Raw genomic sequence first — 13,685 nt, 5'->3', positions numbered from 1 at the left:
CGACTATGATAAGAAGAATTTTCACCACGTTTTTATTGCTGTTGCCTGTCTTGCTGGGACAGGCCCAGCAGCAAGCCATGTATACACAGTACATGTTCAACACACTGGCCATCAATCCTGCTTACGCTGCTGTAGATGAATCAATGACGATGACCGTGCTATCACGACATCAGTGGGTGGGGTTTAAGGGCGCTCCTCAAACACAGACTATGTCTTTCCATACTCCCATCAAGGAGTCAAATAGTTTTATTGGAGCCCTTTTGATCAATGATCAGATAGGAGAGGTGCTGCAGGAAACAGGAGGATACATCACCTTCTCGCAAAGGGTAGAGATGGCGGATGGCGCCTATCTGTCTCTGGGAGTGAATGGGGGGCTCAGCAGTTTTCGGGCAGATTACTCCCGGAACTTCGACATCAGTCCCGAGTCGATGAACGATCCTCAGTTCTATAATTCCAGCAGTCTCCGCGGCAACTTTGGCGTGGGCGTGATGTACTTTACGGAAAAAGCTTATATCGGAATTTCCTCGCCTCATTTCCTTGCCAGGGATTTTACGTCCTTCTCTAAGGATGCTTCCTCTCCGAAGGTGAAACCACATTATATGTTTCAGGCGGGTTCTCTTTTTGAATTCAGCTACGATTATAAGTTCAAGCCGAACGTGTTGGTGAAGTACGTGAACGGATCTCCAATGCAGGTTGATCTGAATGCTAACCTGTTGATTAAGGAGCTGTTTTGGATAGGGGCTTCTTACCGGTCGTTCGAATCGTTTGATGCCCTGGCTTCCGTCTTTATCACGCCGGATATCCAGTTTGGTTACTCCTACGACTTTTCTACCACGGAAATGTCGAAAACTCAAAAGGGATCACATGAAATCATGCTGAAATTCAGAATGCCGGTTAAGGGAAGAGATCACAGAGCCTGTTATTGGTAAATGCAAGGAATTAGCTAAGTAATGCTGTTTTGGAAACGGGGCTCAATTCTCCGGCGGGCATATCGTCTAAAAGCCAAGCCACCAGTTGATAGTAAATAGCAGCCCTGTAAGCTCCTATTCCGGGCGGGTGGGATCGTCTCCGCCTGCATAGGAAAGTAGATCTGTTAAAACTCCTCCAGGATCATTTTTTTGCTTGCTAGCATTCCTGCCGTGGTGCCCGTGGCTACAGCATTTGCCAAGGTGCGCATCCTGGTCGAGTTATCACCACAGGCAAAGACACCTTTTACCGTAGTCTCCTGGTAGGCGTCAACCTTGATATAGCCTTCCTCGCTTAGTTCACATCCCAATGCTTCGGGAATAGAACAATGTTGTTCAAATGGAGAAGGTGTGTAGACAGCTTTCAAGGGTGTTTCAGAGCCGTCTCGGAAAACGATTTTTTGCAGATGCCCGTTGGCGTGCACCAGCCGTTCAATTTCCTTTTCTATTAGTTCGATCCCATGCTTTTCAAGTTGACTTGTTTGCTCGCGGGTAAGGGCTGAAGTGCCGTTAGTGAACAAAGTTAAGTCCTTTGTCCAATTGAAAATAAGCCTGGTGAAATCAAAAATAGGTTCCCCATTTCCGAGAATGCCCGTTTTTTCGTTCTTTACTTCATATCCATGGCAATAAGGGCAATGGATAGCCGTAATGCCCCAACATGCCGCTAGTCCTTCTATGTCCGGAAGCAAATCTTTAATGCCTGTGGCAAATATCAATTTCTTTGCCGCGAAGGTTTCTCCTGATGCTACGCCGATTTCGAAGCCCTTGATATTCTTTTTTCCGCTGGTTGCCAACCCTGCAAAAAACTTAACACTATCGTATGCTTCCAGCTGCTGCCTTCCAAGTGCTGCGATTTTACCAGGCGTTTCTCCATCCTGAGTAATGAAATTGTGAGAATGAGGCGTTTGTCGGTTGCAAGGCTTCCCATTGTCAATAATTAATACTTTTTTTAATGCTCGCCCGAGTGCCATTCCCGCTGCAAGGCCGGCGTAGCTACCTCCGATAATAATTACGTCAAAGTGTTCACTGTCTTTCATTTCAGTATAAATTGAATAGGTAAAGTCTGGCATTCTAAAAATAAACCCGGCCGAACCAGCTGCCGTCTGTTTGATGAACTTGCGTCTGCTAAGAGTTTCCATTGTTTTTATCTATTCCTGTTGCTTTTTCGCTGAAGAAGACGAAGGATATTATCGGCCAGGGGTAAGCCTACAAAAACCATCCAGGGAACAAGCGTAATGGTTAATAAAAATGTTCTTATATAGAGGGGTAGAATGGATAGCTGTTCCCCGAAAATATAATGAAACAAGTTGATGGAAGGATAGATCACGATCCAAATCTTTAAGGACGCAATCAGTTTCATTTTTGAAATCATGGGTTTTATCTTAATAAAGTTTTATAATCTGACCGGTATTAGCGCCAAAGACGCTTTTTCGAAAGCCATATTCCAGTTCCAGCATGGTTACAGGAACATCACCCGGAAAAAATGGAAAGTATTGGGGGGAACTTTCAATAACCGTAGGGCTTACTGCGTTGATTCGAATGCCATTTTCAAGCTCAATCGCCGCGGCCTTTACAAATCCTTCGATTGCTCCGTTTGCCGCAGATGCATTGGCAAAGTTCAACTGAGGCTCGTAGGTTAAAGCTCCTGAAATTAAGGTAAATGACCCTTTGGGATTGATATAGTGTTGACCAATGAGTACCAAATTGATCTGCCCCTTCATTTTTCCCTCCACACCCTTTCTGAAGGCTTTGTCATTTAGGGTTTTCCATGGACCAACATAAGTGGGGCCTGCTGTGGAGATGAGCGCATCGAAAGCGCCGACTCGTTCATACATACTCCCAATAGAACTGGTGGACGTGATATCTACCTGAATATCGCCGCTCTTTGAACTTGCTCTAATTACTTCATGTTCCTTCTCAAAGGCACTGCTTAAGTGCTTGCCCATCGTGCCTGATGCACCGACGATTATAATTCTCATCTTTCGATTTTATTAACCTTTTGTATGATACAAAGGTATTTTCAGCAGGAACCGAAGGATAGGACAAATACTCAGTTAAACAGGATTTACCTCGATTTTAATCGGTAGGCTTCCGGCGAGTATCCCGTGTGTTTCCTGAAGAAACGGATAAAGTAGGAAACATCTTCGTAGCCCAAAAGCTCCGCTATTTCTTTAACCTGGTTGGGGGTGGCCAGCAAATGCCGTTTCGCCTCAAGAATAATATGTTCGTTTATTAGCTCCGATGAAGTCTTGCCTACCGTTGCCTTGGTAATTTCATTTAGTTGAAATGGGGACAGGTTCATCAGATCCGCGTATTGAGAAACTTGCTTATAAGCGGTGATGTTCTTTTCAAGTAACTCAAAAAAGTCATCCAATCGCTCCTGCGTGTAAAGTGAAGCTCCGCCTAATGATATTGCAGCCGCACGTTCCAGTCGCACAAGCTCTATCATCAAAATATCCAGGTTTGCTTTGATACTATCCTGATAACTCTCCTGCCTGGCTGTATACTCGTCGAAGAGATACTTCAATAGCAAACACAGTCGGTCAAAGTTGTCGCTATTGAGCTGGTAGAAGTTATTGCTGCTGGCCTTTCTTAAGCGCTGGATTTTCGACTTGTTTATCGGATGATAAAATTCTTTATTGAATTCCATCAGATAGCCGCTGCAACCTGCTTTTAACTCAAGCTGATGGACTTGCCCGGGCTTAATAAAGAAAAGTGAATTGCTTTGAACCGGATAAGATGCAAAGTCGATCTCATGAGTGCCGCTTCCCTCTTTTACCGCTAGAACAAAGTAAAAATCATGTCTATGCAGCTGATGGAGTAAGTCTTTAGTGCCGACAACCTCCTCCAGCATGCGGATATTAAACCTTTCAGGAGAAACCTCTTCCATGAAGGAAGCTCGAATTTGTCTGACAGGGATAGTCTTCATGGTTGTAATATCACAAAAATTAATCAGTTTCTGACAAATACTCCTGCTGACTGAGTGAGTAGAAGTTATACCTTTTCGAATCAGCCTGGCCGCAAGTATCATTTTATAAACCGCAATAGGTAAGTCCCTTGGTACTAACTCTGATCTACAGATTATAGAGCTGTAAATAAACGGATTGACCCCGAGCATAAAATGAGGCCCAAGTATGAGTGGTCGACATTAGCATGAATTTTCCGACATGACAACGGGCAAGTATAGGTAGTTCTATCGCATGCATTCTGTCAGGGTTGTCTCATTGCCGGTTATTGGATTAGCTTTTAACTTTCCGCCTTTCATAATCATATATAACTCTGATGCCATCGAGAAACTTGGAGTGAGAATAGCCGGGGACGTTACACTTGCGCTTGCGCCAGAATCCGCTTCTTATAGTCAACTAGATCACCATTGGAGCTTTCGTAATTGAAAGCAGTACCAACTAGCCTAATGAAGGAGTTAAAATAGGCGTTTAGATGACCCCGGCTTGTAAGACCTTTAGCAGTAATGGTGTCGACCGATTGGTCAGACGTCTCTGTGTACAGGAAAATCACACCTAGTACAATCCTGTTTTAGCGTTTGCTCGCATGTTATTGAGATTAATTGATGGAGCAAAAGTATTTCCGGGGCCTACCCAAGAGTAGGACAAAAAGTTATTTGAATTGGACTTGCCTGAAATCAATGGCATTGAGGGAGCTGTTGCTAGCCATTTCTGGATCTGCACCGAATGCGCGAAGGTTAGTATTTTAATCATTTGCAGCGGCAAGATAAATTGAAAACATAAACACTGAGTTTGCCGAAGGAAGTTGAATTAAATTGTGCTCAACCCCAGCCGCTTTAAGACCTTCTTTTCTCTGTCTTACTGTAACATTCTGTTCAGGTTTTCGTAGCCTAAAATTATTTGTGAGATTAGATATAACGGGGGACAAGTGACACTACCTACAATTTCAAAATTTTTATCTACCGCCCTTGCACTCGTTCTTGCAGTGCTTGCTGTACTTAGGCCCGGGACTATGCCGGCTGAGCTGGTATATCTGCTTTGTTTTGCGATGCTGAGTACCTATGTTTTTGATACGGAGAAGCTGAAGCCTTTGCTAAAGTTTCTAAACAAGATAATTCCCTTTTGGATAGTTCTTCTTGTAACTCTGGCTTGGTCGGGTGGCTCTATCGAAATGAATGTCAGAGCGTCGGATTTTTTTCGTTTCGAAAGCAATTACCTCAGTCTGCTACTGCCGATAAATTTGATAGTTATTTCCTGCGCCTTGTTGTCGCAGGCATTCTTCCGGTCGGTAAAATGTTATCAAGCTGCACTTCTGCTTTCCTTTTACTTAAGCTTGCTAACTTTGGAGGGTTTTTTGTTGCACCTGCGCTCCATCTCGATCCTGCCTCAAAATACCTCATCGTTGGTTTTTAGTTTGGCACTCCTCTTACTATCCTACTTTTTACTTTGGCAGAGCCGGAGGGAAGGCTTTATAGAAGGGGTGTTCAGTAGGAGCCTAGGCGGCCTGCTAGCAAGAAGAGTTTTTCCTTCGGCAATGATCATTCCTCTTGCAGTTGGTATGGCGAGGCTCTACGGAGAGAGGTATGAATTGTATCACGTAGAAGACGGGATTACCCTGATGGTAGCAACGGTGACACTTATTAGCTCGGTACAGCTTTTTAATTACGCGAGGCTGCTGAACAGGATTGACGACAACAGGAAAAAGATCTCAAGCGACCTGGAACAAAAAAGAAAGGACCTGGAGATGTCAGAGTTCCTTTTACGGGAAACCGGTCGGCTCGCGCGGGTAGGAGGCTGGGAAGTGAGTCTTCCGGATCTCAAAACCTCGTGGACTAAAGAAGCACTAGCCATCCGTGAACTGGACGCAGAGGGACTTAGTTTCAATAGCGCTATTAATAGTTATGCCCCCGAATACCGGGACATGGTACTAAGCCACTTCAACAAATGCGCTGCAACCGGTGAGCCGTTCGAGTTGCAGGTGCAGATGTTCACCTATAAGGAGCGTAAAATCTGGATTCAGTTGAAAGGAGAGGCAGTGAAGGACCAAAATGGCGATATTGGTGCCATTCGGGGTGTCATCCAAGATATTAACGACAGTAAAAAAAAGGAATTGGCCGTGCATCAAGCCTTGCTGCAGGTTACCAAGACCCGATCTGAAATTAAAAAGAAAGAGGAATTATTTAAGACCTTGGTAGAGCAGGGTTCTGATGTTTTTGCACTACTCAGTAGTGAGGGGAACTTTATCTATAGCAGTGGGAATAATAAGCGGGTAATCGGTTATGAGGTTGAGGAGCTTTTAGGCCGCAATGCTTTTGAGCTTATCCACCCCGATGATATTTCAAAGGTCACAACGCTTTGGTCTGTCGTTTTAAAGAGTAAGGAGGCTCAGACGACGTTGTTCCGTTATAAGACAGGGATGGGCAATTACATCTGGATGGAGACGGTGGCTACTAATCACCTGGGGAACCCAGCCATTGCTGCAATAGCTTTAAGCTCGAGAGATGTTTCGGAGCGGGTTCACAGCAATTTGCTGCTCCAGCGTAGTACGAAGCAGTTCAAGACCTTGTTTGAGAATAACCAGGACTTGGTATATTTTCAGGACCCGAAGGGAAATATACTAGACATCAATCCGGCAGTTACCAGCCTTTATGGGGTTCCGAAAGAAGCGGTGCTGAACCGACACATATCGGAGTTTTCGGTGCCCGAGTTTAGTGAGAAGGCCCATCGCTCTTTCTCAGAAGCTGTAGCTGGTACTCCAAATAATTTCGAGGGACAGATGCGGCTACCCAATGGAAAACAGGTGGATCTGGACATCAAGCGCATCCCGGTGGTGGTGGATGATCAGGTTCTTGGGGTCTACTCCATCGCCAAAGATGTGACACAGCAGAAGAGATTTGTTGAAACCATACAGAAGCAAGCAGAGGCACTGATCGAGATGAACCAGCAATTGCAGGGTCAGGCAGAAGAACTGCATGCCCAGTCTGAAAGTTTGCAGCTGCTGAACGCTGAACTGACGCAGCAAAAGGAGCAGGAATCCCGTGCAAGAGTAAAGGCTGTAGAGGCCATGGAAGCAGCTGAAAGAGCAACCCGGGCTAAAAGCGTCTTTCTGGCAACCATGAGCCACGAGATCAGGACGCCGATGAATGGAGTGATCGGGATGTCCAGCCTATTGCAGCAAACGAAGCTGGATACCGAGCAGAAGGAATACGCCGAGGTTATTCGGTCCAGCTCGGAGGCTTTGCTGTCAATCATCAATGATGTGCTTGACTTCTCTAAAATCGAAAGCGGGGAGATGGAACTCGAACAGATAGATTTTGATCTTCGCCGCTGTATTGAAGAGGTAATGGATCTGCTTGCAGGCAAAGCGCATAGTCAGGGGCTTGACCTGCTTTATCAGGTAGATCATCGAATTCCAAAGATGCTGTTGGGCGATCCGCTAAAGTTACGGCAGGTGTTGATCAACCTAGTGAACAACGCCCTTAAATTCACCAGGAAAGGAGAAGTATTTGTAAAAGTAAACATCGGGCAAGTGGAAGACGATAGGGTTCATTTGGCCTTCGAGGTTCAGGATACCGGTATCGGTATTCCGAAAGATAAACTAGAGCGCTTGTTCAAAGCATTCTCTCAAGTTGATTCCTCTACCACAAGGGAGTATGGCGGGACGGGGCTAGGCTTAGTAATAAGCCAGCGACTGGTAGGCCTGATGGGTGGAAACATCTCGGTCGAATCAGAATACAGTAGAGGCTCCTCCTTCCGGTTTAATATTGTTGCTAAACTAGCGCAAAGTAAGGGGATTCTGCTTGACACAACCAGTCCGCTAAAAGGAAAAAGGGTACTCATCTGTGATGATGCAGCCGGGAGATTAAACACCATTCAATACCAATTGAATCACTGGGGGGTAGAAAACGTCGTTGCATCTTCCTTAGAAGTTGCTGCTCACTTGCTGAAAGATCAAAGCAAGTTCCATTGGCTGCTTATCGACCATTCAATGATGAAAAAGGCCGAGTCGCCTTGCATCCGTTTAAAAGAAATTTCTAATCATTGCCCGGTTATCCTGATGAGCAGCGGAGGCGAAGTTTTAGATGAAGAGTTGGGAAAAGCTGTGAACGCTTACCTAAGCAAGCCGCTAAAGCCCTGTGCCCTGTACCAGTTGCTGTTACAGGTCGTAGAAGAAAAGAAGGATGCTGCAATACGGGAGTTGGAGCCGGAGAACTATACGCTGGATCAAACCTTTGCCGCCAGAAATCCTTTAAACATCCTCCTAGCCGAAGATAACCTGATCAATCAAAAGCTAGCGGTACGGGTATTGAATAAATTGGGTTACCATCCAGGTGTCGCTAATAACGGGTTGGAAGTACTGGAGTTGATTGAGGGGACGCAATACGACCTGATCCTCATGGATCTGCTCATGCCGCAAATGGATGGGCTTGAAGCGACACGGAGAATTCGGGAGCAAAATGGAGCTCAGCCAAGAATCGTAGCGATGACAGCGAATGCATTTGCTGAAGACAAAAACAGTTGCATCGAAGCTGGAATGGATGGCTATCTTTCGAAACCATTTAAACTAGAAGATTTTGTGGCAATCCTGCTGCAAATCTCTGCGGGCAGGTCGCAAATTGGGTCTTACTAAAAATGGATGCGGTAGGAGCAGGACTTCCCCTTTAAGAGAAACAGCCAGATGGTTGGACGAGAAAATAAAAGAGCCGGACAAATAGTCCGGCTCTTCATCTAGGCCTAGCTTGGAGAGCAGTTGTTTTATTCAAACCAGCTTGCAATTTTGCTAATTTCCCAGCCGTCTTTTCCCTGCTGAAGGGTAAGGCGGGTCAGTTTGGTAAAGTCTGCGTACTTCTGGTCTATCAGTACAATGCTTTCACCTGATTCGCTTTCTAATATCTGGTAAGCAGTGGAGCAGTTTTGTTCTGCTTTTCCAGCTTCTTTCATAAACTTCATCAAATCCGCTTTTCCAAAGCTTTTCACTTCATTGCCACGGGCAAACCGGTAAGTAAGCGATTGGCTCAAGACATCTTCCAATCCTTCTGTCTCTCCCATGGTAATTGCTCTTACATATTTCTTCACTCCGTATTCGATACTGGATTTGTTTTCAGAAGACCTGTCTGCAGCGAATGAGCTTAAAGAAATGATCATCAAAAATGCGGCGGCGATAGTAGTTAGTGTTTTCATGTCTTTTATTTTTTAAATGTTTTGTTTCGTTTTGATGAATCAAAGGTAGGGCGCGGCGGAAGGCTGAAGAAGGACAATTAGGTGGGAGGGAGAAGCTTCTCGGTGAACTGCCGGAAGAAATCGGTGAATTTTTCAGGGGAGGATTTTCACCGCTTCGATTAGTTAGGAAAGCTGGCTTCGGCGTGATGGAATAGCGATAGAAGACAGGAAAAGAGAGGGCTATTGGGTTAGAAGATGTTCCGTTCCCCTATAAATTAATGTTGTATGAATTTTTGTTCTCACACATTACAAAGGTACTATGGGTACTTCCGATACTTCTCACCGCCCCCAGTTTGTTGAAGACGAAGTCCTGATAGTGTTTCATGTCCTTTGCATACACCTTGAGAAGAAAGTCATAGTCGCCGGAAATATTATAACATTCTACCACTTCGTTTAAGCGCAGGATGTCGCTTACAAACTCGTGGCCGATTTTCTTGTCGTGTTGTTTGAGCTTTATATTGCAAAATACGATCAGTCCATAATTTAGTTTTTCTGCATCAATTACAGCGATGTACTTTTTGATATAGCCGTTTGCTTCTAATCGTTTTACTCTTTCAAAGACAGGCGAAGGCGAGAGGTTCACCTTAGCGGCAAGTTCTTTGATCGTGAGGCTTGAATTCTCCCCCAGTAATTTGAGTAAGGCCAGGTCAATTGTATCGGGTGCTTCCATAGAATAAATTTCTTTCAGGTATTTAAATCATATTCGGCAAAAGTATAAAATACTTCTATTTTTCAAGATTTAGATTTTTTATGCTGATTTTCTTGCTTTCATCAGATCTAAAGTTTCTCTTTCTAACTTTGCGAAGTAATTAGTTCTTCATAATGAGCTATTTATTGAGTTCTTTCTATACTTCCATCAAGGAGAAGGTGTCCTGAGAGATCGGGATGAAAAGGGAATCGTGTGAAAATCACGGGCTGTCGCGCAACTGTAAGTAACCACCAGGTGTCAGTCGCCAAATATCCACTGTCTGCCCGCGGGCAGATGGGAAGGATGGCTGCACTGTTATGAGCCAGGAGACCTGCCTTTTTTCAATGGAAAAGCTTTCGCGGAATAAAGCAGGCTGGTCCGACTCCTGGCGGGAATTTTGTCTGCCAAGGCCAGCGTGTGCCTTGTTCCCTGAGGCCTCAAAGTTTAGCGAGTGCTTTAGCAACTAATTTTTCACCAAATTTTTAAAGAGAAATGCTGACGCAAAACCTCGGCTACCCGCGGATTGGTAGCCAACGACAACTAAAGAAAGCCTCAGAGCAATTTTGGGCAGGCAAAATCGGCCATCAGGAATTGAATGAGCTGGCCATCGCCATCCAGGAAGAAAACTGGCAAACCCAGCTGGACGCGGGTGTTGACCTGATTCCCTGCAACGACTTTAGCTTCTATGATCATGTACTGGACACCAGCCTGCTATTGGGAGTGATACCGGAACGCTACTCGCCCTTGCTCTCCAACCTGACTCCGGACAAGGAGCGGAACCTCTACTTTGCCATGGCTCGTGGCTACCAAAAGGATGGTCTCGACATCACCGCTATGGAAATGACTAAATGGCTGGATACCAATTATCACTATTTGGTGCCCGAATTCCGGGCAGATCAGGAGTTCAGCATTTTTAGCCAGCAGCTGTTCGCTGTATTTGACCGGGCGAAAGCGCGCCTTGGAGAAAAAGCCAAGCCGGTACTGCCCGGCCCCGTCACCTACCTGTTGCTGGGTAAAGAGAAGGAGCCTGGCTTTGAGCGCATCGATCTGATTAATAAGCTGGTTCCGGTATACGTCAAAATTATCCAGCGACTGAAAGAGCAGGGTGCTGTCTGGATCCAGCTGGATGAACCGGCTCTTGTGCTGGATTTGTCTCCAAAAGAACAGGAAGCCTTTACCTATGCCTATACGACTATCGCGAAGGAGGTCGACGGGGAGAAACTGTTGGTAGCGACCTATTTTGAGGGACTGGGACCTAATACACAACTGGCGCTTACGCTGCCCGTTCAGGCCCTGCATATCGATCTGGTTCGTGCTCCAGAACAACTGGATGAGGTACTCGCCCTGATCCCTGATCGCCTGCACCTTTCTCTGGGCTTGGTTGACGGGCGCAACGTGTGGAAGAACGATTACGAGCGCTCGCTGGAGCTTATCCAACGGGCAGCCCGTCAGCTGGGGACGGACCGTCTGCTCCTTGCTCCTTCCTGTTCCCTGCTGCATAGCCCCATTGATCTCGATCTTGAAACCGGCCTCGACGAGGAAGTGAAAAACTGGATGGCCTTCGCAAAGCAGAAATTGTGGGAACTCCGGGACCTGAAGCAGATTGCGGCGGGAGAGGAGGCTCCGCTGCTGGCGAATAAAAGGGCAATCGAGAGCAGGCGGTCCTCTCAAAAAGTGCATCGCCAGGAGGTAAAGGACCGGGTAGCGGCCATTACAGAAACCGATACACGCCGGAAAAGTACTTTTTCTGTGCGCCAGCAGCTGCAGCACGAGCGCTTTCAACTTCCGCTATTTCCAACCACCACTATTGGTTCTTTCCCGCAGACAGACGATATTCGGGGACTGCGAGCCCGGTTGAAAAAGGGGGAGCTCAGCGAAGAAGAATACCAGGCCGCGATAGAACAAGCCACAATCGAGGCGATCCGCTGGCAGGAGGAGATTGGGTTGGATGTGCTGGTCCATGGCGAGTTTGAACGCAATGACATGGTCGAATACTTCGGAGAACAGCTGGATGGCTTCCTCTTTACCAAAAATGGCTGGGTGCAGAGTTATGGAAGCCGCTGTGTGAAACCGCCGGTAATTTATGGCGACGTAAGCAGGCCGGCGGATATGACGGTCGGTTGGGCGACCTTTGCAGCGGCACAAACTGAAAAGCCAATGAAAGGAATGCTCACCGGTCCGGTAACCATTCTGCAATGGTCTTTTGTGCGCGATGACCAGCCGCGGGAGCAGACTACGCAGCAGATTGCACTGGCCATCCGTGATGAAGTGGCTGCACTGGAACAGGCAGGCATCGGTATCATCCAAATCGATGAGGCGGCTATCCGCGAGGGTTTGCCCTTACGCAAAGCAAAGCAAGCCTCTTATCTGAACTGGGCAGTGCAGGCATTCAGGATCGCAGCCAGTGCGGTGCAGGATCAGACGCAAATTCACACGCATATGTGCTACAGCGAGTTTAACGATATCATCGAACATATTGCAGCAATGGATGCCGACGTGATCACGATTGAGACCTCAAGATCGCAGACGGAATTATTGGAAGCGTTCGCAGATTTCAAATATCCAAATGAGATCGGGCCCGGAGTGTACGATATTCATTCACCGCGGGTACCAGGCGTTCAGGAGATGGTGTCTCTTTTAAAAAAGGCGGCTAGCTTACTGCCTGTACGGCATTTATGGGTAAACCCCGACTGCGGGCTGAAGACACGTAAATGGCCGGAGACAAAAGCAGCGCTGGTGAACATGATCACTGCAGCGCGGCAGGCGCGGGAAGAAATAGGGCCATCAATTTAGACTAACCGGGAACTGCGGCTTATTCCCGCGGTTCCTGATTTTATAAACGAGTTCGTTAATTCATGTTTACAGAAAAAATTAAATCCGGAGAGTCAGGATTGCTCCTTTATGGCATTACCCCTCCGAAGGCAGAGACTTCCGCCGAGCGTCTGGCAGAGATTGCTGAGAAAACCATTGGCCGTTTGTCTGCTTTGGATATCGATGCCCTGGTGGTATACGACGTGCAGGATGAATCGGCTCGGACCAAAGAAGAAAGGCCCTTCCCATTTATCAATGCGCATGACCCTTTCCACTTTGCTTCCCGCTATTTGAATGCCTTAGAGGTCCCGAAAATCATTTACCGCCCAGCCGGAAAATATACCCAGGAGGAGCTGGTTGCCTGGCTGGAAGAGCTGGAGCAGCACCGGTTCTACCCTGTTTTTGTGGGCGTTCCTGCACCGGATTACCAGGTAAAAACAAGTCTGGCCCAAGCCTACCAGCTATGGAGCAGGCACCAGGAGAACTCAGTTATTGGTGCCGTTACCATCCCTGAAAGGCATGAGGTACTTAAAGACGAGGATCTGCGGATGCTCGATAAAATGAGCTGCGGCGTATCCTACTTCATTTCACAATGTATCTTCAATATCGACTACGCGAAGCAGGTGATCGAAGACCTGAAGGCTCGCTGTCACCGGCTGGACCAAAAAAGCCCTACCGTTATTTTCACCCTAGCAGCTTGTGGCTCGGCAAAAACCCTCCACTTTATGGAATGGCTGGGTATTCACGTGCCGGAAGGCCTGAAAGAAGAGCTTAAAAAATCAGACCGGATGCTGGAGAAGTCGGTTGAGATTTGTCTGAATATTGCCTCCGTGCTGACCGATTTTTGTATCGAACGCGATATTCCCTTTGGCTTTAATATTGAGAGCGTGGCCATCCGGAAAGAGGAAATAGAGGCCTCCGTTTTCATGGCCAGGGAGGTAAGCAATATGCTGTCAGCCAGGGGATTGAGGAAGCGTGGCCAACTAGCAGGCGCCATATAAGGAAGAGTTACGGGAACAGGAATCTGTGGGGGGGTAA

The 13,685-nt window shown here is 46.7% G+C and carries 11 protein-coding genes and 1 riboswitch; of the genes, 4 read left to right on the top strand and 7 right to left on the bottom strand.

Features of this window, described 5'->3' with window-relative positions:
- The first annotated feature begins 5 nt into the window (after positions 1-5).
- A complete protein-coding gene (locus tag J4N23_RS17365; protein WP_207429084.1) occupies positions 6-929 on the top strand; it encodes a type IX secretion system membrane protein PorP/SprF in 924 nt (307 codons plus the stop codon).
- A 164-nt stretch (positions 930-1,093) separates the two neighbouring features.
- Here the strand turns inward: J4N23_RS17365 and J4N23_RS17360 are convergent, their stop codons facing one another.
- The 5 genes from J4N23_RS17360 to J4N23_RS17340 all read right to left on the bottom strand — a co-directional run bounded on the left by J4N23_RS17360 (position 1,094) and on the right by J4N23_RS17340 (position 4,681).
- The gene (locus J4N23_RS17360) at positions 1,094-2,104 is read right to left on the bottom strand and encodes an NAD(P)/FAD-dependent oxidoreductase (RefSeq protein ID WP_242689274.1); all 1,011 of its coding nucleotides are present in this window, start codon (positions 2,102-2,104) and stop codon (positions 1,094-1,096) included.
- A gap of 5 nt (positions 2,105-2,109) precedes the next feature.
- Positions 2,110-2,325 carry a hypothetical protein gene (locus J4N23_RS17355; protein ID WP_207429083.1) on the bottom strand — a complete coding sequence of 72 codons (216 nt, stop codon included), beginning with the start codon at positions 2,323-2,325 and terminating at the stop codon, positions 2,110-2,112.
- A 22-nt stretch (positions 2,326-2,347) separates the two neighbouring features.
- On the bottom strand, positions 2,348-2,944 hold the full coding sequence (locus J4N23_RS17350) for a short chain dehydrogenase (RefSeq protein WP_207429082.1): 597 nt from the start codon (positions 2,942-2,944) through the stop codon (positions 2,348-2,350).
- An 86-nt stretch (positions 2,945-3,030) separates the two neighbouring features.
- Entirely contained in the window at positions 3,031-3,894 is an 864-nt protein-coding gene (locus J4N23_RS17345; RefSeq protein ID WP_207429081.1) for a helix-turn-helix domain-containing protein, read from the bottom strand.
- 589 nt (positions 3,895-4,483) lie between these two features.
- Positions 4,484-4,681: a hypothetical protein gene (locus tag J4N23_RS17340; RefSeq protein WP_207429080.1), complete on the bottom strand. Its 198-nt coding sequence runs from the start codon at positions 4,679-4,681 to the stop codon at positions 4,484-4,486.
- A gap of 175 nt (positions 4,682-4,856) precedes the next feature.
- Between J4N23_RS17340 and J4N23_RS17335 the strand changes: the two genes are divergently transcribed.
- Complete coding sequence (locus J4N23_RS17335) at positions 4,857-8,558, top strand: PAS domain-containing hybrid sensor histidine kinase/response regulator (protein WP_207429079.1); 3,702 nt, start codon at positions 4,857-4,859, stop codon at positions 8,556-8,558.
- A gap of 125 nt (positions 8,559-8,683) precedes the next feature.
- On the opposite strand, the gene J4N23_RS17330 is transcribed toward J4N23_RS17335, so the two are convergent.
- Both J4N23_RS17330 and J4N23_RS17325 read right to left on the bottom strand, forming a co-directional pair.
- Positions 8,684-9,109, bottom strand: a complete 426-nt coding sequence (locus J4N23_RS17330; protein ID WP_207429077.1) for a nuclear transport factor 2 family protein — start codon at positions 9,107-9,109, stop codon at positions 8,684-8,686.
- 247 nt (positions 9,110-9,356) lie between these two features.
- Positions 9,357-9,818 carry an Lrp/AsnC family transcriptional regulator gene (locus tag J4N23_RS17325; RefSeq protein ID WP_207429075.1) on the bottom strand — a complete coding sequence of 154 codons (462 nt, stop codon included), beginning with the start codon at positions 9,816-9,818 and terminating at the stop codon, positions 9,357-9,359.
- A gap of 178 nt (positions 9,819-9,996) precedes the next feature.
- Positions 9,997-10,190: riboswitch (cobalamin riboswitch) on the top strand.
- A gap of 138 nt (positions 10,191-10,328) precedes the next feature.
- Here J4N23_RS17325 and metE point away from each other — a divergent pair.
- The gene (gene metE / locus J4N23_RS17320; protein ID WP_207429073.1) at positions 10,329-12,629 is read left to right on the top strand and encodes a 5-methyltetrahydropteroyltriglutamate--homocysteine S-methyltransferase; all 2,301 of its coding nucleotides are present in this window, start codon (positions 10,329-10,331) and stop codon (positions 12,627-12,629) included.
- A gap of 62 nt (positions 12,630-12,691) precedes the next feature.
- Complete coding sequence (locus J4N23_RS17315) at positions 12,692-13,648, top strand: methylenetetrahydrofolate reductase (RefSeq protein WP_207429071.1); 957 nt, start codon at positions 12,692-12,694, stop codon at positions 13,646-13,648.
- Positions 13,649-13,685 lie beyond the last annotated feature (37 nt).

The organism is Pedobacter sp. SYSU D00535 (assembly GCF_017355855.1).
Classification (GTDB): domain Bacteria; phylum Bacteroidota; class Bacteroidia; order Sphingobacteriales; family Sphingobacteriaceae; genus Desertivirga.
This window is presented reverse-complemented; position numbering and strand designations above follow the sequence as displayed.